Consider the following 20819-nt stretch of genomic DNA (forward strand, 5'->3'; position numbering starts at 1 on the left):
ATTTTGCGCTCGAAATTTTACTAGCTGCTTTAAAATTTCGCGCTGCAAGACCTGCTAATGCCGCTTTGAAATTCCACGCTGCAAAGCCCGCTCACATCGCAAAATTTCACGCCCGAGCGCTAACCGGCGCCATTAAAATTTCACTCGACCGCCGCAGATCAAAGCCTCCTTGCGCGCTAAATTTAGCCGCGCTTACATCAAATAAATCACCGGCACAATGGTCGGATATTTTTTGATCTTTCTAAAGATGTGCTTTCGCACGGCCTGGCGAATCTTGCCTTCCAGCGCCCAGTGATCGAGCAAAATTTCATCTTTTAAATTTGCTAAAAACTGCTCGATGATGCCCTGCATCTCCTTGGTAAAGTGCGCCGTTTGATTATCGGCGACGAGCCCGTAGGTGATGACGCGCGTCTGGATGAGCCTCTTTTCGTTTTTGTCGATCTGCGCGATGATTACCGCGACGCCCGCATCGGCTAAATTTTGACGGTGCTTGACTATCTCGTCGGAGATCTGCTTGTTGATCTGATTATCGATAAAGACTTTGCCCGTCTTGACGGTCTTGACGCGCTTTAGATATTTTTCGCAAACCTCCATCTGATCGCCGTCGTTCATCAGATAGATATTTTTCTCCTCGATGCCGCACTCCATCGCAGTTTCTTTGTGCTTTACGATGTGGTTGTACTCGCCGTGCACGGGTAGGAAAAATTTCGGCTTTATCAGGCGCAGCATAAGCTTTTGCTCCTCGATCGAGGCATGCCCGCTTACGTGTATCTCGCTGAAGTCCTGATACGCGACCTTTGCGCCGCTTTTTAGCAGGTAGTTAAGCACAGTCGAGACGCTGCTTTCGTTGCCGGGGATCGCTTTGGCGCTGATGATTACCTGATCGGTGGATTTGATTTTAATGTATTTGTGCTCGTCCGTCGCCATACGGTACAGCGCACTCATCGTCTCGCCCTGCGAGCCGGTAGTAACGATTAAAACCTCATTATCGGGGTATTTGGAGACCTGATCGGCATCGACGAAGATCTTTTTGTCTAAATTTACATAGCCGAGCTCCATCGCGGTAAATAAATTTCGTTCCATGCTTCGTCCGATGACGCAGACCTTGCGGCCGTATTTTACGCCGCGCTCGATAGCCTGATAGACGCGGTGGATGTTTGAGCTGAAGGTGCTCATTATCACGCGCCCCTTACAGCTTGAAAATATCGTATCAAAGGTCTTTCCTACCGAGCTTTCAGACTTTGTGATCCCCTCTTTGTGCGAGTTCGTGCTATCGCTCATCAAAAGCATAACTCCGCGATCGCCGTAATACGCAAGGCGGTTCAGATCGGTCGGATAGCCGTCAATCGGCGTGTGGTCGATCTTAAAATCGCCCGTGTGGATGATCGTGCCCGCCTTCGTCGTGATCGCAAGCGCGCTTGCATCGATAATCGAGTGCGTTATGTGGATAAACTCGACCTCAAAATCGCCGATCTGATAGAGCTGGCGCTTCTGCACGGGGCGGAAGTAGCTACGCTCGGCTTTTAGGCCGTGCTCTTCAAATTTATTGCTTATCATCCCCAAAGGAAGCGGCGTAGCGTAGATCGGGAATTGAAATTCTTTGAAAAAATATGGCATCGCGCCGATATGATCCTCATGCGCGTGGGTGATAATGATGCCTTTGATCTTGTTTTTTATCTTGCGAACATAATCGAAGTCGGGGATTAAAATGTCCACGCCAAGCATACTCTCCTCCGGAAAGCTCATGCCCACATCGACGATGATCGCACTCGTATTGGTCTCAAAAACGGTCATATTCGCGCCGATCTCGCCCAGTCCGCCAAGCGGCGTGATACGCACCGTCTCATCGCTGCGATTAGCGTCTTTAAGCGGGTGCAGGCGCTCCTCGTGGATCAGCTTGTTTTGCGCGATCGCATCGTCCATCGCCTTTTGCCACGGCTCGTTGCCAGTAAGACTTTTTGGCATATTTGAGCGCTTTTTATGCTTTTTCTTTTTCTGAGCGTCTGCGGAGCTTGCATCGTCTGCGGCGCTAGAATTTGCGCCTTTTGCGCTGCTGCTATTTGATTTTGCACGACCGTCGCGGTTTAAATTTGAACCGCCCGCGCCGTTTTCGTTGTTTTTTGGGTATGCGCCGCCGAAATGCGCACCATTCGCGCCGTTTGAATGCACGGCGTTTGAACCGCCATTTGACGAGCCACCCACAGAATTCGATCCGTTGCGGGAGCCGTTTTTTGGACCCTGTGAAGGAGCGGAATTTTGCCCGTTTTTCGCGCCTTTATTTTTGCGGGAGCCGTTTTCATGCTCGCCGCCGAATTCCGCGCCGCCCGCAGAGCCCTCACTCGCGATAGATTTTTTTAGATTTTCCTTGCGTTTTTTGTAGCGATTGCTTTTTTTGAGTCGTTCGACGCCGTTTTCATTTCTGTTTTCTTCCATCTTTTACCTTTAAATTTTTAAAAATTTCTAAAAAAAGGGTGGAATTTAACTCGTGCGCCCGAGCCGTGGGCGGAATTTTCAAATTTAAAAAGATCTCTTCGGCTAAGTCTCTATCAAATTTTGCGCTTAAATTTTTAATAAGCGTCTTTCGCGGCGCGCTGAAAGATACGCGTAAAAAGCTTTTAAATTTCTCGTATTCATCGAGATTTTGGAAGCGGGCACAACTTGTTACGCCGAGGCTGTCTGCGTTTATCTTGGCGCCGGGCTTAAAATTTTTGCCTTTTACGAGCCTAATCACCGATGAGGTCACCTTCGGCGCGGGCTCGAAGCAGCCGGGCTCAACGTCAAACAGAAGCTCGCAACCGCCCGCAAGATCGGCCAGGATCGAAAGAGAGCTAAAATCGTTCTGTCCGGCTTTGGCGCAGAATTTTAAAGCGACCTCCTTTTGGATCATCACCAAAAATCCGCCGCATAGCTCATCGTCGATCGCCTGCAAAATCATCTTTGTAGCGACGTAGTAGGGCAAATTTGCGACTAAAAAATATTCGCCGCATTCAAGTCCCCGCTCCTGCCAAATCCGCAAAGCATCGCCCAAAACCAGTTCAAGCTCGCCGCCAGCGATCTGCTGTGCAAATTTAGCGCTTAAAATTTGATATAAATCTTCATCTATCTCGAAACTTTTTAATCTGTAAAATTCCAAAAGCTTACGAGTTAAATCACCTAAGCCAGCCCCGATCTCAACGACATTCTGTACATTCTCGGGAATCGCTTGGATGATCTTGCTTAAAACGGCTTCGTCTTTTAAAAAATTTTGCCCGAACTCTTTTTTCGCCCTAATCATCGCGAGAGTCTAGCCAAATTTTACTTATAAAGTCATTATGTTAAGTAAAATTTGGCTAAAATCATAAAAAATTTTATTCTAAAGGGCTGCTTTGAATAGATTTGCAAAACGCATAATCCCGTGCCTAGACGTCAAAGACGGACGAGTAGTAAAGGGCGTAAATTTCGTAGGTCTCGTGGATGCGGGCGATCCGGTGCAGGTCGCCAAACGCTACAACGAGGAGGGTGCGGACGAGCTGTGCTTCCTCGACATCACGGCGTCGCATCTGGGGCGCGATACGATCGTGGACGTCGTAGAACGGGTCGCGCGCGAGCTTTTTATCCCGCTAACAGTAGGCGGCGGTATCCGTACGATCGACGATATCTCGCGTCTGTTAAACGTCGGCTGCGATAAAATCAGCCTCAACTCAGCCGCGATCAAAAATCCAAATTTGATAGACGAAGCGGCGAATAAATTCGGCTCGCAGTGCGTCGTGGTCGCGATCGACGCGAAACGAAATTCTAGTGAAATTTCGCACGGCAATTTATATGGCGCGGCGAGGAATTTGAGCGAGAGTTTGCACGACGGCGCACGAAATTCGGACGCGAATTTACGCAATGAGGCGCGGAATTTTGGAGAGATCTCACGCGGCTCGCAGGATGAAATTTTAGCTGGGAACGGCGAGCCTTGCGGCTATAGCGTTTTTATAAACGGCGGTAGGCTAGATACCGGCAAAGATGCACTTGCCTGGGCAAAAGAGGCGCAGGAGCGCGGTGCGGGCGAAATTTTACTCACGTCGATGGACTGCGACGGCGTTAAAAACGGCTTTGAGTTAAATTTGACGCGGATTTTTAGCGAGCTTGATATCCCCGTGATCGCAAGCGGCGGTGCGGGCAAAATGGAGCACTTTAAGGACGCATTTTTAGCGGGCGCAGACGCATGCTTGGCAGCATCAATCTTTCACTTTAGAGAGATCGAAATTAAGGCGCTAAAAACGTATCTGCAGGAGCAAGGCATCGAAGTGAGACTGTAAATTTGGTCAGATTTATACCGCAGGGTTGAAACTTAGCCGCCAAAGCGACCAAATAATTAATTTTATTTCAGCCTTTATTATCTTGCAAGTTTTTTGCAAGCATCGTTTTTGCTTAGATAAAATTTATTCGTTTTAGCTAAATCATAAGCTTTTTTATGATACTTTTACATCTTCTACCCGCCACCTGCACTGCTACCATTATGAAAGGTAAGAGTACAGCTCTCATAGATATTTGCTTAAATTGATTTTAATTTCACCCGATACTTTACGACGAAAAAATTTCAAAATTTAGCCTTAAATTTATCGTCATTTTGCTATGATTAGTGAAAAATAATGAAAGCGTGAATGCGTAAATGATAATCTCTGCCGGACGAAATGAAATTTTTGATTTTGCCCTGCCCATGGGCGTAGGGCTAGTGGATATGAGTATAAATTTGACTAAATTTTTATGCGAAAATAGAAAAAATTTGCCGAGCGAGATCATTTTCGTGGGTTCTGCGGGGCTATACAAAGAGGGTAAAATTCTAAAAATTTATGAAAGCAGATCGGCTGTAAACTGCGAAATATCAGCGCTTTATGAACTTTCATACTCTCCGATTAACTATGAAATTATAGCTAGGGATTCTGCCAATGTTTCATATGAAACAATAACTAATAGCTCAACTTTTATCACGACCGATAAAAAATCCGCGTTAAAATTCTTTGAGCGAGGTTATTTTTTAGAAAATATGGAATTTTTTGCGGTTCTCAAGGTAGCACAAAAATTTCAAATTCCCGCTTACGGAATTTTTTGTGCGACGAATTTTTGTGATTCAAATGCTCACACGGATTTTTTAAAAAATCACGCCGCTGCAAAAGAAAATTTAACTAAATATCTAAAAACTAAGGCATTAATTTGAAAAACATCTTTGATTTTACGATGAAAGAGCTTGAAAATTTCGTCGAACCAAAATTTAGAGCCAAACAAATTTACGAATGGATTTACAAAAAGAATGTGGACGACTTTACACAAATGCTAAATCTACCAAAAGAGATCCGTCAAAGCTTAGCTCAAAATTTTTATTTAGATCCACTTGAATGCGTCAGATCCGAAACAAGTAGTGATGGCAGTATCAAATATCTTTTCTCTCTCAAAGACGGCAAGACGATCGAAAGCGTTCTGCTACCGATGAAGGATGAGCTGCGAGATGAAAACGAAAAAATTATAAGACACGCGCGCTACTCAATCTGCGTAAGTTCGCAAGTAGGTTGCAAAATCGGCTGTAGCTTCTGTCTGACAGCAAAAGGTGGCTTCGTACGGAATTTAACTCCAGGCGAAATCGTGGCTCAAATTTGGCTCATCAAGAAAATGAACGCGATCCCGTACGAGCGCCGCGTCAATGTCGTATATATGGGGATGGGCGAACCGCTTAATAACCTAGACAACGTTGCCAAAGCCGTGCAAATTTTAAAAGAAAACGATGGACTCGCCATAGCGCCGCGTCGCCAAACGATAAGTACGAGCGGACTTTCTACGCAGATAAAAAAGCTTGGCGAAATGGATCTTGGCGTGCTACTCGCGATCTCGCTGCACGCAGTGGACGACAAACTGCGTGAAAAACTAATGCCGATAAATCGCGCCTACAATATCGCATCGATCATGCAGGCGGTGCGCGAGTTCCCAATCGATCTGCGAAAGCGCGTAATGTTTGAATACCTCATGATCGATGGGGTAAATGACCGCTCAAGCGATGCTAAAACGCTAGTGAAGCTTCTGCACGGCATCCGCGCAAAAGTAAATCTGATCTATTTTAATCCGCACGAAGGCTCGAGCTTTGGCAGACCAAGCCCCGAAAATATGGTGAAATTTCAAGACTATCTATGCGCGCACGGCATTACTTGCACGATCCGCCAGAGCAAGGGGCTAGATATCAGTGCGGCGTGCGGACAACTCAAACAAAGAAACGAGCAGGGTAAAATTTTAGATCAAAATGGCGCCAATATGAATAAAATTTTAAAAAAATAGAAAAAAATTTGATATTTCTAGATCACAAGGCAAATCGGCAAAAAATTTATAACGAAGTAGCAATGGACGCACAAAAGATAATGGATGAGATCGGCGTTTTCTTGGACAGATCGCTGCTTAAAAAATCCAAGATTACAAAGGTGGAAATTATCCGCTTTATCGAGGCAAAATGGGCGGAGGCGCAGACGATGAGAAATACCGCATCTACGCCTCATACATCTATCGGCGCGCATGGTGAATGAATACAAATGGGCGGGCGACACCCCAAATATGCTGCGCTGGCTAGGTGAGATGGACAAGCACGCCAGAAGTAATAAAAATCCGCCCTACGTGAGCGATTATTGCAAGGGCGAGTGCCGCCTCGAGTGCGGCGCAGAGCAGGAGGTGCTTAAATTTTTGCGCAAAAGTTACGAAGCGGATGAGGAGTATCTTTTCACCCGCAGCCCAAAGGTCGCGGAGTTTTTTAATGCACATCTTGCGGAGCCTAAAATTTTGCCAAAATTTGAAGATGAGGAATACGAGAACTTTAGTTTCCCGCTGCGGCTGGAGTATTTCGGCAAAGCTTTAGAGCAAGAAGGCGAGTTTTGCTGCACCTTTTTAGATGAAGACGGCGAGGAGACGGACAAGCCAAATCGCGCATAATCGGACGTACTAGAGTTTCTAAAACAAAATCAGGAAGAAATTTTAACGGGCATCTTAAGCGAAATTTTAAAAAACTACCTAAAATGGCAGGAGATCTACGACTATCCGAGCAAAGCGAAAAGCAATTTCATGCCTGACGTCGCTACGCCGCAGGAGCTTAGCGAACTATTGGAGCTGCAAAATATCTATATCCTAGACGGCGCGAAAATCGGCTTTCAGTTTAGCTGCTCGTGGGACATGGAGCACGGTCTAGGCGTGATGACGCGCAAAGGCGAAGTCATTAATATCGGCGAAGCAGAAGTGGCGTTTATGGCTATTTGAAAAAATAAACCAAATTTTAAAGTATAAAACAAATTTTTATAGTTACTTTTAGGCTAAATTTTACGCATTTTTTTATCACTTTTACCATATGCAAATACAAGAAGCCAAAATAATAAAAATTAACTGCCGCGTCTTAATCTTACACACATCTTACCGATCAAATTTCGCACTAATTTGCAATTATGATTATATAAATGAATGGGTGTAGAATTTTAGCGATACAATGAGAAATATCGCATCTCTTCTCTCACTTTGACATTTATAAAGTTTCTCTCATATTGGTTATATATTGCTATCCGGATTTTAAATTTACGTACCATTAAACTCGCGATTATGCCAAAACAAACACTGAAATCATCCATAAATTCCTTCTAATCTACCCTTGGCATTTCGAATTTTCATAGAAATTAACAATTACAATCCAAGTCTCATGCCAATATCTTGCGATATTTCTATTGTTTGTTTTTGTTCTATGCTACGGTCTATACCCAAACCAAGCATCCTCTTGCAATATTCCACAAAAGAAGCAACTACCGTTTTGCTCCCTATGCTTGCTATCAATGCCGAGCTTTCTAAATTAACAGAGCTTCCCGCCCCGTCCTTTTGCTTAAATATAAAATTGGCGTATTCGTCAAATTCTCTTTTAAATATTCCATATTCTTTATTGCATTTTTTAAAAGAATCAACATCGGATTTAAAATCTTTTATACTACCGCCCAACTTATCTTGAAACATCCAATATTTATGCGCTCTGAGCTCAAATTTACCGTAATTTTCGCTACCGAAAATAAATATATGAAACCCGTTGTCTAGCCAAGCTGAATTATGTGCTTTTATAGCTGTAACGCTTTTTCCCAATATAGCCATCGCAAAATAAAATCGTCTTAAAATTTTCAAATGACCATAGATGAGAAATTAATAAATTAAACGCCGTTGTAATCACAAAATTTTATAAAAACCAGCAAAAGCAAAATCCTAGTCATAAAAATAATCGCCGCCACCTCAAAATTTTATTGAGTTGCTTAAATTTTACCGATTTTAGCAAGATTATAAAACTCTCTCGCGGCATCGAATTTGCTTTTTATCTCGTATCGTTCGCCGCCTAGTTCAAAGCGGATTGCATTCGCGTGCAGCAACAATCTCGGCGCTCCCGTCGTTCTGATCCGCTCTGTCTCATCCATCTTTTTATCCAATATCCGCTCCGCTTGCTCGCGCGAAAGCCCGTACAGCGGCTCTCCCAATATCGGCGCACCCGCGGCAAATAGATGCAGCCTGATCTGATGCTGCCTACCCGTCAGCGGATAGCACTCGATCAGGCTAGCGTCTATGTCCGAGAAATACCGCATCGGGCGTATCAGCGTGATCGCCTCCTTACCGTCGCGCGATATTTTCATACGAATTTTAAGATCGGCAAACTCGTCGCTAGGAGCGATCGGAGCATCAATCACAAACCCCTCAAAATCCTTTAAAAATTTCAGTTTCTCGCTAAATTTTGCGTATTTTGCAGGCTCAAATTTTTTAAAATTTACGCAGCCCATAGAAGTAGCCAGCAAAGATTTAGCCACAGATAAGGCGCAAGGTTTATGTCCGTTATCCGCGCTACTCATCGCGATAGCGGGTTTAAGCTTATCACTCACGCCGCAGGATAAGGCATCAAATTCAGATCCGCTGCCAATATCGCCAGTAGGAGCGCCAGATTCAAATTTAGCTTGCATGCCGTCAGATAGAGCATCGCACCATAATCTCCTATTCGCACTATTAGACAAGATATTAAATCCAAATTTATTGCCTACTCCTTTTAGAGCTAGTGTATCGCGCAGATCCGACACGTTATCTGGCAAACTCATAGCATCGTCCGCAAATTTTGATCCGCAAATTTCATACGAACCTAGCGCATAGCAATTCTCTATCTCGCCATTGCAAGCAGCACTTTGCAAATCCCCTCGCACGAGCGCTAGATAGCTTTTCATCACCCTACGCTGTTCGAAGCACTCTTTAAGCTCGCGCGCCGTGTCTTTATCCTTAGCGACGATAAGAACTCCGCTGGTTTCAAGATCGAGCCTGTGCGCCACGCACGCGTCCTGCCCGTATAGCGACCAGATCTCATCATACATATTATAAGGCGAGTTGCGCCCGCTGGGGTGGCTTAAAATTCCACTCGGCTTGTCAAATGCCGCAAACGCATCGCACTCAAAGATCGGCTTCAGTCCGCGCGGCTCGCATTTGTAGTCAATCAAAAAAATTTCTCCGCAAGCAACGGAGTTTTTATGCAAATTTTGATCCTCCGCATCGGTTACGCGATGCTTGTCACAGATGCGCTGCGCGGATTTCATATCGTATCCGAGGCTAAGCAGAATTTCGTAAATTTTGCGTCCCTCAAAGCTTCCCAAGCTTCTTTTCTCATAACCCATATTAAACTTTCAGCCCCATTTTTATATAATTTTTGCCATCATTATACAAGAAATTCTAACCGAAAGGCTACTAAAATGGTCGAAAGATACGCAAGAAAAGAGATGTCTGAAAGATGGAGCTTGCAAGCCAAATACGATGCGTGGCTCAAAGTCGAGCTCGCGGCGGTTAAGGCGTGGAATAAGCTAGGTCTAATAAGTGACTGCGATAAAGATAAAATTCTACAAAACGCAAGCTTTAGGATCGAGCGGATAGATGAGATCGAAAAGACCACCAAGCACGACGTGATTGCATTTCTAACGAGCGTGAGTGAGAGCCTTGGGCAGGAGAGCCGCTTCGTGCATTACGGCATGACTAGCAGCGATTGCATCGATACCGCCGTCGCGCTACAAATCAAAGAAAGCATGGAGCTTATCATTGAGGATGTGCAAAATTTAAAAGCCGCGATAAAATCTCAAGCCATGAAGCACAAAATGACGCTGATGGTCGGGCGCAGCCACGGTATCCACGGCGAGCCGATCACTTTCGGACTCGTGCTTGCGGTCTGGTACGATGAGATAAATCGCGCGCTAGAGCTTTTGCAACACGCAAAAAGCGTCATCAGCTACGGCAAAATAAGCGGTGCGATGGGGAATTTCGCCCACGCTCCACTAGAGCTGGAAGAGCTGGTATGCGAATATTTGGGGCTAAAGCCCGCTCCCGCATCCAATCAAGTCATCCAGCGCGATCGCTACGCGCAGGTAATGAGCGCACTTGCGATTCTAGCTTCCAGCTGCGAAAAGATCGCTATCGCAATCCGCCACTATCAACGCACCGAAGTTTATGAGGCGGAGGAATTTTTTAGCCCAGGACAAAAGGGCAGCTCTGCGATGCCGCACAAACGAAATCCTGTGCTTAGCGAAAACGTAACGGGACTATGTCGTATGATCCGTAGCTTCGCAATACCCGCGATGGAGGACGTAGCGCTATGGCACGAACGCGATATCAGCCATAGCTCGGTCGAGAGATTTATCCTCCCCGACGGCTTTATAACTACTGATTTTATGCTAAATCGCTTGACAATCTTGATCGAAAAACTGCTCGTATATCCAGAAAATATGATGAGAAATCTAAATTTAACCGGTGGGCTCGTGTTTTCGCAGCGCGTGCTGCTAGAGCTGCCTAAACGAGGAGTTAGCAGAGAGGATGCTTATAAAATCGTGCAGCGTAATGCGATGAAGGTCTGGGCGGATCTGCAAGAGGGCAAAAAAGCTATAGATGAGCAAGGACATAGCCTATTTTTGCAAAATCTGCTAGCAGATACAAAGCTACGAGAAAAGCTAAGCGAAAGCGAAATCAAAGAGTGCTTCGACTACGGATATTACACCAAAAATGTAGACGCGATTTTTAAAAGGGTGTTTGGCGGAGTAAATTGAATGATAAATAAACACAAAATAAAATTGGTACAAGAAGATATAGAACAAGTAAGAATTGTCTTAAGTATAGGTAATATTGATATGATGGAAGATATCTGTATTAGATTAAATAAGAAATACAAGTTAAAATTTGACCATATTATAGCCCAAGAGTTTCAAGCCAAACATTGCAGCCTAGAAAAAGCACATAATATATTGAGTTGGATATTAGGAGAATTAAAATTTCTTGAAGCAGAGTTAAAAGACGAGGCAAACACTATCAGGAGCAAAGAATCTTCAAATTTAAATATATACAACACGAATACAACCAACATTAATCAAAGCATAATTATTAAAAATACTATAGATCAAATTCCAGATGAAATTCTTGCTAAAAATTTGAAGTATGAATTAAAAGGAATACTTAGCGAGCTTGAATATTGCAAAGATAATCAAGAGAAAAAATCAAAGCTAATGGAAGTTATTAAATGGCTTGGAGATAAAGCTGTTGATGTTGCCATTGCCTGTTTACCGTATCTTAGTCAAATAAAATTCTAAAGCAGGGGTTAATAAAATTTTAACCCCTGCTATTTCTCTATAAAAGTATAAATTTAGAAATTCTAGGAATGCCAGATTTGCGCTTCTGTTTACCGCAATGATTTTAAAATTTAAAATTATACCCCATATAAATTCCATGGTTAGTCTCATACACCTTGTCTACGCCCTCTCCGAGCTTACTGGCCTTGTACCTCGTATAGTCCGCCTTGTAGCCAAACTCGATCTCGTTATGCTCATCAAAGCTATATAGCCCGCCTAGTCTTGCACCGATGACCCAGCCAGGCAGAGTCTTTGAAAGCGAATCGCTGCTTCCGTCAGATTCGTCATATGAATAAATTTTATATTTCAAAAATGAAACTCCTGTATATGCGCCCGCTACGAGTTTAAAGCCATTCGTAATCTCAGGCATAAAATCCCCGCCTACGAGCAAGCTGTGCTTATTCCACTCGTGTTTAAATATGATGTCCTCGTCAGTGCCAGTTTTCGAAGCTTTGAAATCATACAAGTACTCGCCGTACGCCCTAGCTATACCAAAATCATAGCCGCCTTTAAAGCCGAGCGCAGCCTGCCCCTTATTATCTTTATTCGTGCCAGAATCGTCCTCGTCAGACCATTTAGTAGTGATGCTGGATTTAAAAGAATAATCTCCCTCGATACCTAAAAATATCCCCTCGCCAAAGCTTGAACTCACGCATACCGCAGCGGCAAACGCCGCGATTAAAATTTTGTTTTTCACATTTTCTCCTTATAATTTATAATTTCGGGCTTTCCGCCGCTGCTTTGCCATTTTACCGCTTGCTATCTTTGAGCGTCTTCCGCCAAGCTCGCTCATAAGCGCGTTTAAAATTTGCTGATTATAATATCCTTTTTTTGAAATTTCGATGAATTTCGCGACAAGACTTGGAATTTTATCTCACTCGCCTTGGATAAAATTTTATCTCGTTTGCTAAGGACAGAATTCTATCTCGATTGCCTGGATGAAATTCGACGAAATTCTACGCCGCCTCCCTTGAGCAGTTAGCAAATTTAAATGCCGGGTGTCATTAAAAAATAATCTGTGATGAAATTTAAAGCGCTTACTTAGTTGTTCGTTTTTATGTATAATTTAAAATTTACACACGAGATAAGTGCCGTGTTACCGATAGTAACTGCAATTTTAAAAATTTAAGACGATTTGATTTGGAATTTATAAAATTCCCGTCTCATTTTTGTATCATAAGCCAAATCCAAAAAAGGAGTATCTATGGAAGAACACAAAGTGGAGTTACGCAACTCCCGCTTACAAGGACCACTGGACTCAGACGTAGACGAGCTGGGTTTAGACAGGCTCACCGACACCGTGCCGTTTCCTAAGCGCGGCGTCATCATTATGGCGATTGCCGCTGCTGTGGGCTTTGCGCTATATGCCGCGTTACCATTTGAGCCTAATGTCAAAAAAGGCCTTGCGTTACTTGCTTTTATCGCGATTATGTGGCTTACAGAGGCCGTGCATATCACGGTAACCGCGCTTATGGTGCCGGTGCTTGCGGTAGCTATCGGACTTGGCAAATTCGCCAAAGATGGCACTTTCACAGCTGCCACCATCAAAAGCACGCTTGCAAATTTTGCAAACCCTACGATCTTTACCTTTTTCGGCGGTTTTGCTCTGGCAACGGCTCTGCATATGCAAAAGCTCGATAAAAAGATCGCGATGTGGCTAATCGCCCGCGCAGGCGGTCGCTTGGGTGTAGCTGCGATTTTAATCTGCCTTGCTACGGCGATCCTTTCGATGTGGGTTTCAAACACCGCAACTGCTGCGATGATGCTTCCGATCGCGCTTGGAATTTGCGCCAACATGGACGAGAGCAAAGATCACGGCACGCTCGTGTTTTTGCTTTTGGGTATCGCGTATTCTGCAAGCATCGGAGGTTTGGGCACGCTCGTGGGATCTCCGCCAAATTTAATCGTGGCTCAAGCCTTGCACTACAGCTTCGCAGACTGGATGAAGGTGGGTTTGCCGCTAATGTGCGTGATGCTACCGATAATGCTTGTGGTGCTTTATATAATTTTCAAGCCGAATTTAAGCCATAAAATAGAGATGGATCTGGAGCATATCCCTTGGACGCGCGAGCGCATTATTACTATCGTCGTATTTGCTCTAACAGCGCTTGGCTGGATATTTTCAAAGCAAATTTCAGCCCTTGTGGGCTTTAAAGTGGATGATGCTTACGTCGCCATCTGCTCGGCAGTCGTAATCGTCATACTAGGGCTTGCTAAATGGCACGACATCGCCGAAAACACCGAGTGGGGCGTGCTGTTGCTTTTCGGCGGTGGACTTACGCTAAGTGCGGTTTTAGGCGATTCCGGAGCTTCTAAGGTGCTTGGCGATCTAGTCGCGCACACTTTCGGTGGAGCGCCTACTTACATCGTACTTTTGGTAACGGCAGTTTTCATTATCTGCCTTACGGAATTTACGAGCAATACCGCCTCTGCTGCGCTTTTAGTACCCGTATTTGCGGGAGTAGCGGCTCAAATGGGGCTACCGAAAGAAACTCTTACTATAGTAATCGGTGTGGGCGCAAGCTGCGCTTTCATAATGCCGGTAGCGACACCGCCGAATGCTTTGGTTTTCGGCACGGGACGCATTCGCCAGGCAGAAATGGTACGAAGTGGTGGAATTCTAGCGATATTCTCCGCGTTTTTGGTTTCGGGATACGCGTATATTTTTTACTCGTAAAATTCCGTCAAAATTCTATAGTCCGGGTATCTGCTCGGACTAAATATATTTATAAGATATATTTTTAAACTCCTAAATTTTCGGAATCTTTATAAAAAAATTCTGATTTAATACTATTTTAATCAGTTATCTGTATAATACACATATCTTACGGAAAGAAGAATTTATGGATTTTGATTTTATAGCTAAATTTAGCCCAATGTTCGTAAAGGCGGGAATTTTAACGCTAAAGCTCGCATTTTACGGGATTTTACTATCCATCATCATCGGCTTTATCTGCACGCTAATAAAATATAAAAGAGTACCTCTGCTAAGTCCGCTTGTAAACGCATATATCGAGCTATCTCGCAATACCCCGCTTTTAATTCAACTATTTTTTCTATACTACGGTCTGCCGAAGCTCGGCGTTCAAATTTCAGGCTTTACCTGCGCGATTGTAGGTCTTGCGTTTTTGGGCGGAAGCTATATGAGCGAGAGTTTTAGGCTCGGTTTTGAGGCGATAAAAAAATCCCAGATCGAAAGCGCGATGAGCCTGGGGCTAAGCGAAGCACAGATAGTGTTTTACGTCGTGCTGCCGCGCGCTTTTGCGATCGCCCTGCCCTCCATCAGCGCAAACATAATCTTTCTGCTTAAAGAAACTTCGATCGTTAGCATCGTAGCACTCGCCGATCTCGTTTATGCCGCAAAGGACGTGATCGGGTTGTATTACAAGACGAACGAGGCACTGTTTATGCTAAGCGTTTCGTATCTGATCATAATCCTGCCGCTTTCACTAGCGCTTACGCTGCTTGAAAAACGCCTTGCGTATATGAGAGGCTAGCGATGGAACTCTTAAGCGGTGAAAATTTAATCAGGCTTCTTGGCGGGCTTGGGGTCACGCTGCAAATCGCGCTCATCTCGATCGCAGTTTCGCTCGTACTAGGCTTGGTGCTTGGAATTTTAATGGCCTCCGGGCGCAGAGCCTTATACATCCCGCTTAAAATTTGCCTAGAGATCGTGCGCATAATGCCGCCTATCGTTTGGCTATTTATCGTATATTTCGGCGCGAGCAAGGCTTTTGGCATACACATCTCAAATATCGCGGCTTCGATCATAGTCTTTAGTATCTGGGGCGTTTTTGAGATGATGGATCTGGTGCGCGGCGCCGTGCTTAGCATCCCTAAGCATCAGTTCGAAAGCGCCGAAGCGCTCGCATTTAGCAGATCGCAAATTTATCTCTACGTCATCCTGCCGCTTGCGATGAGGCGCCTGGTGCCCGCAACGATAAATTTATTCAGCAGGATGATAAAAACAACCTCGATCGCCGTGCTAATCGGCGTCATCGAGCTCGTCAAAGTCGGACAGCAGATCATCGAAGTGAATGTCTTTCGCGACAATTACGCGCCGCTAATCATCTACGGAGCGATATTTTTCGTATATTTTTTGATCTGCTATCCGATCTCGGCGCTTTCGAAAAAACTAGAAAACAGGTGGAGCTGATGGAAATTTTAAAAATCGATAAAGTCAATAAATTTTACGGCGAGCTGCACGCGCTAAAGGACGTCAGCCTTAGCGTCGCGCAGGGCGAGGTCGTGGTGATCCTAGGCCCTAGCGGCTGCGGCAAAAGCACCCTACTTCGCACGATAAACGGGTTAGAGGAGATACAAAGCGGAAATTTTATAATCGAAGGCGAACGGATCGATCAAAATTTCAAAGAGTGGCGCAGGATCAGACAAAAGATCGGAATGGTCTTTCAAAGCTATGAGCTTTTCGATCACCTCAGCGTGCTGCACAACATAATCCTAGGCCCGATGAAGGTACAAAACGTCCCGAAAGAAGACGCGATAGCTTTAGCGCACGAATGGCTAAAGATCGTAGGTCTTGCGGATAAGGAAAACTCCTACCCCAAAGAACTTAGCGGCGGGCAGAAGCAGCGCATCGCAATCGTGCGAAGCCTGGTGATGAAGCCTAAGATCATGCTTTTTGACGAGGTTACCGCAGCACTTGATCCCGAGATCGTGCGCGAAGTGCTCGACGTAATGCTAAATCTTGCCAAAGAGGGGCAGACGATGCTAATCGTAACGCACGAGATGGGCTTTGCGCGCGCCGTAGCTGATCGCATAGTTTTTATGGACGAGGGAAGCGTCGTCGAGATTAACGAACCGGAGGCGTTCTTTACCGCTCCAAAAAGCGAGCGCGCGAAGAAATTTCTAAATATGTTCGAATTTAAAAAATAAATTTTAATAAAGGAGAAAAGATGAAAAAAACGCTAAGCACGCTTTTTATCTTAGTTGCGTTATTTTTCGCAGGTTGCAACGACGAGGGCAAAAGCTCCTCAAATTCCGCGCAAGGTTCCGCTGCGCCGCAAAGCTATATAGACGGAGTTAAAAAGCGCGGCGTAGTAAGGATCGCTGTTTTCGGCGATAAGCCGCCGTTTGGCTACATTGACGAGACGGGCAAAAACGCGGGATATGACGTGTATTTTGCAAAACGTATCGCAAAGGAACTTTTGGGCGATGAGAGCAAGGTGCAGTTCGTGCTCGTAGAGGCCGCCAATCGCGCGGAATTTTTGGCGTCTGATAAGGTCGATATCACGCTTGCAAATTTCACCGTAACGCCGGAGCGCAAAGAGGTCGTTGATTTCGCGCTGCCATATATGAAGGTAGCTCTAGGCGTCGCAAGCCCGAATGGCGATATCACCGACGTTTCGCAGCTTAAGGACAAAACGCTTTTAATCAACAAAGGCACGACCGCGGATCTGTATTTTACGAAAAACCATCCCGAAATCAAGCTTTTAAAATTTGACCAAAATACCGAGACTTTCGGTGCGATGCTGGACGGCAGAGGCGATGCGATCGCGCATGATAATACGCTTTTGTTTGCGTGGACGAAGTCAAACCCAGGCTTTAAGGTAGGCATTCGCTCGCTCGGCGATCAGGACGTCATCGCGCCTGCGGTCAAAAAGGGCAACGACGAGCTTCGCAAATGGCTTGACGATCTAATCGTAAAGCTTGCGGGCGAGAAATTTTTCCACGCCGACTACGACGCGACGCTAGCGCCCGTATACGGCGACGACATCAAAGCTGACGATGTCGTAATCGAGGGCGGAAAGTTATAAATTTTGATTCGCCGTCTGGTTTAGCGGGGCAATTGTCAGCCCTGCGACCTCGCAGCGACGAGCCGCCGTAGCTTTACCGAACGGCGGCTGCAAACGTCAAAAGTGGTGGCGAGCGCTTCTATAAGCTAGCTAAATTTATCGATCTGGCGGCAGAGTTTTGCTTCCGTACGGCGAATTGCCGCCGAGTAAATTTAGCCGAGCCGAAACGCAGCCTAGCGCGGGTCGTCGCGGCAAATTTTAAGTCGCACGCATAGCATAAATTTCAAGCGATAGTAATTCTAATACAACCCGCTCGTGCAGTAAAAATTTATGCCGCACAAGCAGCAATAAATCGCAAGTGCTAGCTCGTTAAACGGAGCGGGGATTTGGCTCAAAGTAGCTTGCAAAGTCTTATACGAACGCTGCGCGCGCTCTATCTCTCGATTGGCTCACGCAAAGGAGCGATCACATGTCCACCTAAACGCACGATCCGCGCAACGCATCCATTTCCACGTTCAGCTACACGGTGCATTTGTGTCGCTAAGCCTATAATCCCGCGCGCTATGTCCTATCTGTGCGCCGCCACGGCTGTATGCAATCGCCTCTGCGATACTCCACCGCACCGCTGCCCACTTCATTCGCTCCAAATTTTACGGTTCAAATTTAGCTCGCTCACGATATCAACGAGCGCGCCGATCTCATCTACGTAAAGCTCTATCGTGGAGTCCTGCTTTAGCGAGCAGTCGATTCTAGGCTCGAAATTATCGCGCCAGGTCTCGATCGCCACGTAAATTTTATCCTCCCTTAGCACCGCGTTTATCTGCGAGCCCAGCCTTAGATAGACCTCCGTCAGTCGCTGCATCAAAAGCGGCGTCAGAGCGTATCTCGCACCCACCTGATCGGTCGTATAGACGTCGAAAAACTCCTCAAATTTCACGTCGTCCATATTCGCTCGCTGCCCGTATTTGCGCAGATTTCGCGAGTTTTTGTGACATACCCGCACCTCGCAATTAAGCCTTTTGTGAAAGTCCGCGACGAAAAGCACTCCGTGAAATTTTACGTCGGTGCGAGTGCCGTTTTTAGTGCGCACCTTTTCGGCGGCGTAAAAGTCGCTAAATCTCACGCGCACGCCCTGCACCTCCCCGCTCATCATATCCTCGCTCGATTGCTCGTTTATGTAGCAGTCGTAAATTTCAAAAAACTCATCCGTCCCCAGCCCGCCATTTTCATCGTAGCTAAGCCCGAAGCTTTTTGCGATGCTCGCGACGACCCTGTTTTTAAAATTTGATCTGAAATTCTGTCTTTTACTCGCCGTTAAAAGAGCGCTCACGACGCCGTAAACAGCCACGCCGAAAAATGCTCCGACCGCCATCTCCTCCCAAAAGCGCGCCACCAGTGCGCCCACGCCGATCCCTACGACAGCGGCGATTAGACCGGCCTTTTTCACCGCTTTTTGCAGCGCCGCGCGCTCATCCTCTAGGCTCTGCAGATCGGTTAGAAAGTTAAATTTTGACTGGGTTGCGCCGTCTTTTTCACTCCCGCCCGCACCTTCGGTAGTTTTGGGCTCAAACCTCTCGTAAATAGCGCTCGCGCGGCTATCACTGCTTTCGTAGCTACCGCCCTCGCCCGCTTCAGCTTTTAATACCCGCCCCTCTTTCGCATCGGCGCTAAAAATTTGTCCATCTTGTGCTGCACCCTGCCCTAACACGCCTGTATCTTGCGCCGTATCAAAGCCGCTAAATTTATCAAAATTTGCGCGCTGCGTGCCGCCGTTTTTGCCAAAGCTTAAACTGTAAAATAGGCGGTAGAGCAGTCCGTTTAAAACCGGGAAGATGATGAAAAGCGCGATTATGAGCCAGTTTGTATCAAACGAGACGAGCTCCGTCCTGGTATTCAAAAACGCATAAAGTCCGAGCAGCAGCAGGGTTATCAAAAATGAGACGAGCTTACTAATGCGCGCGAGCTTTTCGCGCCGTTTTTCAAGCAGATAAAGCTCCTCTAAATCGCCGTTTCTATCCATAATCCGCCTTTTGTAGCGCATTTAAGCGCCGGTTCATTTGTCGCGCAAATGTTTAAATTTAACCGCGCACCGCCGCCTGATCGCCGCTAAATTTAGCGTAAAGCTTGCGCCCTGCCGCAAAATTTTAAAATTTAATCCGTCGCTTTAATTTGGTCGTTATAAAATTTTAAATTTCGCCTTTGCCGCGCCGCAGCTTGCTCAATGCGGGCAAATCTTTAGCGCCTCTTTCAGCCGCCCTAGCCCGTCTTTTAGCAGCGCTCTAGAGGTCGCGATATTTAGGCGCAAAAATTTCTCGCCGCCCCTGCCGTATTGCGCGCCGCAGGAGAGATACAGCCCCGTTTTTTCGCGGATGAAGCGCGCAAGCTCCGCGCTATCCTGCGTGTAAGCGCCCGCATCGAGCCACATCAGATAGGTCGCATCTTGCGGCACGACGCGCACCTGCGGAAGCTCACGCGCGATAAATTCCGTCGCGAATTTACGATTTTCGCTGAGGTATTCGCGCAGCGCATCCAGCCACAGCGCACCCTTCGTAAATGCGGCGATCGCGCCCTGCACTGCGAAAAAATTCGGCTCGGCGATGTCGTCGGAATTTAGCGCCTTTGAAATTTTATGACGCAAGCGCTTATCTGCGGCAAAGACCGCCGCGCTTTGTAGCCCCGCGATGTTAAACGCCTTGGTTGGCGCGATTATGCTGGCCGAAATCCTCTCGCAGCTCTTACTTGCCGCAGCAAAGGGCGTGTAACGCACGCCCGGCTCGGTCAGATCGCAATGCACCTCATCGCTAAGCACCGTCACGCCGTGCTTCTCGCACAGCTCGCCGATACGGGCGAGATCGTCCCTGCTAAAGGTGCGGCCGACCGGATTGTGAGGGTTACAAAGGATAAAAAGCGTCGTCTGCGGATCGGCAAGCTTAGCCTCCAAATCCTCCCAATCGATGCTATAATCGCCGCTAGCATAGGCAAGCTCGTTTTGCAACGGCACACGGGCGGCGTTTTTGATGCAGTAATAAAAGCAGTTATAAACGGGGCTCATCAGTAGCACGTTTTCGGCGGGCGAAGTAAGCTTGCGGATGATCGAATCGATCGCAGGCAGCGTGCCGCCGGCATAGATCAGCCACTCCTTTTGGATTTCATAATCGTGGCGCGAAAGCCACCAGCCTTGATACGCGCTGCGCCACTCATCATCGATAATCGAATAGCCCAAAACCCGCTCATTTAGCCTCTTTTGCAGAGCCTCGATGATCTCGGGCGCGACGGCAAAGTCCATATCCGCGACCCACATCGGAAGCTCATTCTCGCCTACGTCCCATTTAAGTGACTTTGTGCCGCGGCGGTTCGGCAGAGCGTCGAAGTCGTATCTCTCTTTACCGCTTATAAAATCAAAAAGTCCCAT

The 20819-nt window shown here is 46.2% G+C and carries 20 protein-coding genes; 13 read left to right on the top strand and 7 right to left on the bottom strand.

Features of this window, described 5'->3' with window-relative positions; translation table 11 throughout:
• Window positions 1-192: 192 nt before the first annotated feature.
• On the bottom strand, window positions 193-2433 hold the full coding sequence (locus Q0174_RS07285; RefSeq protein WP_298042886.1) for a ribonuclease J: 2241 nt from the start codon (window positions 2431-2433) through the stop codon (window positions 193-195).
• Window positions 2414-3274: a 16S rRNA (adenine(1518)-N(6)/adenine(1519)-N(6))-dimethyltransferase RsmA gene (rsmA, locus tag Q0174_RS07290; RefSeq protein WP_298042888.1), complete on the bottom strand. Its 861-nt coding sequence runs from the start codon at window positions 3272-3274 to the stop codon at window positions 2414-2416. The genes Q0174_RS07285 and rsmA overlap by 20 nt, the downstream gene beginning before the upstream one ends.
• Window positions 3275-3365: 91 nt before the next feature.
• Here rsmA and hisF point away from each other — a divergent pair, with 91 nt between their 5' ends.
• The 6 genes from hisF to Q0174_RS07320 all read left to right on the top strand — a co-directional run bounded on the left by hisF (window position 3366) and on the right by Q0174_RS07320 (window position 7254).
• Window positions 3366-4286, top strand: coding sequence for an imidazole glycerol phosphate synthase subunit HisF (gene hisF / locus Q0174_RS07295; RefSeq protein WP_298042890.1), 921 nt, complete (start codon window positions 3366-3368; stop codon window positions 4284-4286).
• A 353-nt stretch (window positions 4287-4639) separates the two neighbouring features.
• Window positions 4640-5185, top strand: a complete 546-nt coding sequence (locus Q0174_RS07300) for a purine-nucleoside phosphorylase (RefSeq protein WP_298042892.1) — start codon at window positions 4640-4642, stop codon at window positions 5183-5185.
• Complete coding sequence (rlmN, locus tag Q0174_RS07305) at window positions 5182-6291, top strand: 23S rRNA (adenine(2503)-C(2))-methyltransferase RlmN (RefSeq protein ID WP_298042894.1); 1110 nt, start codon at window positions 5182-5184, stop codon at window positions 6289-6291. Before Q0174_RS07300 ends, rlmN begins: the two co-directional genes overlap by 4 nt.
• Window positions 6292-6299: 8 nt before the next feature.
• Window positions 6300-6533 (top strand): hypothetical protein, encoded by a 234-nt coding sequence (locus tag Q0174_RS07310; protein ID WP_298042896.1) that lies wholly within the window; start codon window positions 6300-6302, stop codon window positions 6531-6533.
• Window positions 6526-6933 carry a hypothetical protein gene (locus Q0174_RS07315; protein ID WP_297990224.1) on the top strand — a complete coding sequence of 136 codons (408 nt, stop codon included), beginning with the start codon at window positions 6526-6528 and terminating at the stop codon, window positions 6931-6933. Before Q0174_RS07310 ends, Q0174_RS07315 begins: the two co-directional genes overlap by 8 nt.
• 129 nt (window positions 6934-7062) lie before the next feature.
• Window positions 7063-7254 carry a hypothetical protein gene (locus Q0174_RS07320; RefSeq protein ID WP_297990226.1) on the top strand — a complete coding sequence of 64 codons (192 nt, stop codon included), beginning with the start codon at window positions 7063-7065 and terminating at the stop codon, window positions 7252-7254.
• 414 nt (window positions 7255-7668) lie between these two features.
• On the opposite strand, the gene Q0174_RS07325 is transcribed toward Q0174_RS07320, so the two are convergent.
• Together Q0174_RS07325 and Q0174_RS07330 are read right to left on the bottom strand one after the other, a co-directional pair.
• Complete coding sequence (locus Q0174_RS07325) at window positions 7669-8151, bottom strand: hypothetical protein (RefSeq protein WP_297990228.1); 483 nt, start codon at window positions 8149-8151, stop codon at window positions 7669-7671.
• Window positions 8152-8276: 125 nt separating this feature from the next.
• On the bottom strand, window positions 8277-9665 hold the full coding sequence (locus tag Q0174_RS07330) for an RluA family pseudouridine synthase (RefSeq protein WP_298042898.1): 1389 nt from the start codon (window positions 9663-9665) through the stop codon (window positions 8277-8279).
• 75 nt (window positions 9666-9740) lie between these two features.
• On the opposite strand from Q0174_RS07330, the gene purB reads away from it, so the two are divergent.
• Together purB and Q0174_RS07340 are read left to right on the top strand one after the other, a co-directional pair.
• Window positions 9741-11078 (top strand): adenylosuccinate lyase, encoded by a 1338-nt coding sequence (gene purB, locus Q0174_RS07335; protein ID WP_298042901.1) that lies wholly within the window; start codon window positions 9741-9743, stop codon window positions 11076-11078.
• A complete protein-coding gene (locus Q0174_RS07340) occupies window positions 11079-11615 on the top strand; it encodes a hypothetical protein (protein ID WP_298042904.1) in 537 nt (178 codons plus the stop codon).
• A 103-nt stretch (window positions 11616-11718) separates the two neighbouring features.
• Here Q0174_RS07340 and Q0174_RS07345 read toward each other — a convergent pair whose 3' ends face one another.
• A complete protein-coding gene (locus Q0174_RS07345; RefSeq protein WP_298042907.1) occupies window positions 11719-12351 on the bottom strand; it encodes a hypothetical protein in 633 nt (210 codons plus the stop codon).
• Between the two features lie 633 nt (window positions 12352-12984).
• Between Q0174_RS07345 and Q0174_RS07350 the strand changes: the two genes are divergently transcribed.
• From Q0174_RS07350 to Q0174_RS07370, 5 genes are all read left to right on the top strand, one after another.
• Window positions 12985-14331: a DASS family sodium-coupled anion symporter gene (locus tag Q0174_RS07350; RefSeq protein ID WP_298042978.1), complete on the top strand. Its 1347-nt coding sequence runs from the start codon at window positions 12985-12987 to the stop codon at window positions 14329-14331.
• 166 nt (window positions 14332-14497) lie between these two features.
• On the top strand, window positions 14498-15151 hold the full coding sequence (locus Q0174_RS07355) for an amino acid ABC transporter permease (protein WP_298042910.1): 654 nt from the start codon (window positions 14498-14500) through the stop codon (window positions 15149-15151).
• Window positions 15152-15153: 2 nt separating this feature from the next.
• Window positions 15154-15810: an amino acid ABC transporter permease gene (locus tag Q0174_RS07360; RefSeq protein WP_297897210.1), complete on the top strand. Its 657-nt coding sequence runs from the start codon at window positions 15154-15156 to the stop codon at window positions 15808-15810.
• The gene (locus tag Q0174_RS07365; protein WP_298042914.1) at window positions 15810-16547 is read left to right on the top strand and encodes an amino acid ABC transporter ATP-binding protein; all 738 of its coding nucleotides are present in this window, start codon (window positions 15810-15812) and stop codon (window positions 16545-16547) included. The genes Q0174_RS07360 and Q0174_RS07365 overlap by 1 nt, the downstream gene beginning before the upstream one ends.
• Before the next feature lie 20 nt (window positions 16548-16567).
• Window positions 16568-17428: a cysteine ABC transporter substrate-binding protein gene (locus Q0174_RS07370; protein WP_298042917.1), complete on the top strand. Its 861-nt coding sequence runs from the start codon at window positions 16568-16570 to the stop codon at window positions 17426-17428.
• Between the two features lie 613 nt (window positions 17429-18041).
• Here Q0174_RS07370 and Q0174_RS07375 read toward each other — a convergent pair.
• On the bottom strand, window positions 18042-19427 hold the full coding sequence (locus Q0174_RS07375; protein ID WP_298042920.1) for a DUF3137 domain-containing protein: 1386 nt from the start codon (window positions 19425-19427) through the stop codon (window positions 18042-18044).
• 198 nt (window positions 19428-19625) lie between these two features.
• Window positions 19626-20819 (bottom strand): MalY/PatB family protein, encoded by a 1194-nt coding sequence (locus Q0174_RS07380; RefSeq protein ID WP_298042922.1) that lies wholly within the window; start codon window positions 20817-20819, stop codon window positions 19626-19628.

This window comes from uncultured Campylobacter sp. (genome assembly GCF_937996225.1).
Taxonomy (GTDB): Bacteria; Campylobacterota; Campylobacteria; order Campylobacterales; family Campylobacteraceae; genus Campylobacter_B.

Bases quoted from the DNA above. Each gene is read 5' to 3' on its own strand.
- Q0174_RS07350 (WP_298042978.1), top strand. From the start codon at position 12,985: ATGGCGATTGCCGCTGCTGTGGGCTTTGCGCTATATGCCGCGTTACCA.
- Q0174_RS07375 (WP_298042920.1), bottom strand. From the start codon at position 19,427: ATGGATAGAAACGGCGATTTAGAGGAGCTTTATCTGCTTGAAAAACGG.
- Q0174_RS07370 (WP_298042917.1), top strand. From the start codon at position 16,568: ATGAAAAAAACGCTAAGCACGCTTTTTATCTTAGTTGCGTTATTTTTC.
- Q0174_RS07365 (WP_298042914.1), top strand. From the start codon at position 15,810: ATGGAAATTTTAAAAATCGATAAAGTCAATAAATTTTACGGCGAGCTG.
- Q0174_RS07300 (WP_298042892.1), top strand. From the start codon at position 4,640: ATGATAATCTCTGCCGGACGAAATGAAATTTTTGATTTTGCCCTGCCC.
- rsmA (WP_298042888.1), bottom strand. From the start codon at position 3,274: ATGATTAGGGCGAAAAAAGAGTTCGGGCAAAATTTTTTAAAAGACGAA.
- Q0174_RS07330 (WP_298042898.1), bottom strand. From the start codon at position 9,665: ATGGGTTATGAGAAAAGAAGCTTGGGAAGCTTTGAGGGACGCAAAATT.
- Q0174_RS07285 (WP_298042886.1), bottom strand. From the start codon at position 2,433: ATGGAAGAAAACAGAAATGAAAACGGCGTCGAACGACTCAAAAAAAGC.
- Q0174_RS07380 (WP_298042922.1), bottom strand. From the start codon at position 20,819: ATGGGACTTTTTGATTTTATAAGCGGTAAAGAGAGATACGACTTCGAC.
- Q0174_RS07360 (WP_297897210.1), top strand. From the start codon at position 15,154: ATGGAACTCTTAAGCGGTGAAAATTTAATCAGGCTTCTTGGCGGGCTT.
- Q0174_RS07320 (WP_297990226.1), top strand. From the start codon at position 7,063: ATGCCTGACGTCGCTACGCCGCAGGAGCTTAGCGAACTATTGGAGCTG.
- Q0174_RS07340 (WP_298042904.1), top strand. From the start codon at position 11,079: ATGATAAATAAACACAAAATAAAATTGGTACAAGAAGATATAGAACAA.
- Q0174_RS07355 (WP_298042910.1), top strand. From the start codon at position 14,498: ATGGATTTTGATTTTATAGCTAAATTTAGCCCAATGTTCGTAAAGGCG.
- purB (WP_298042901.1), top strand. From the start codon at position 9,741: ATGGTCGAAAGATACGCAAGAAAAGAGATGTCTGAAAGATGGAGCTTG.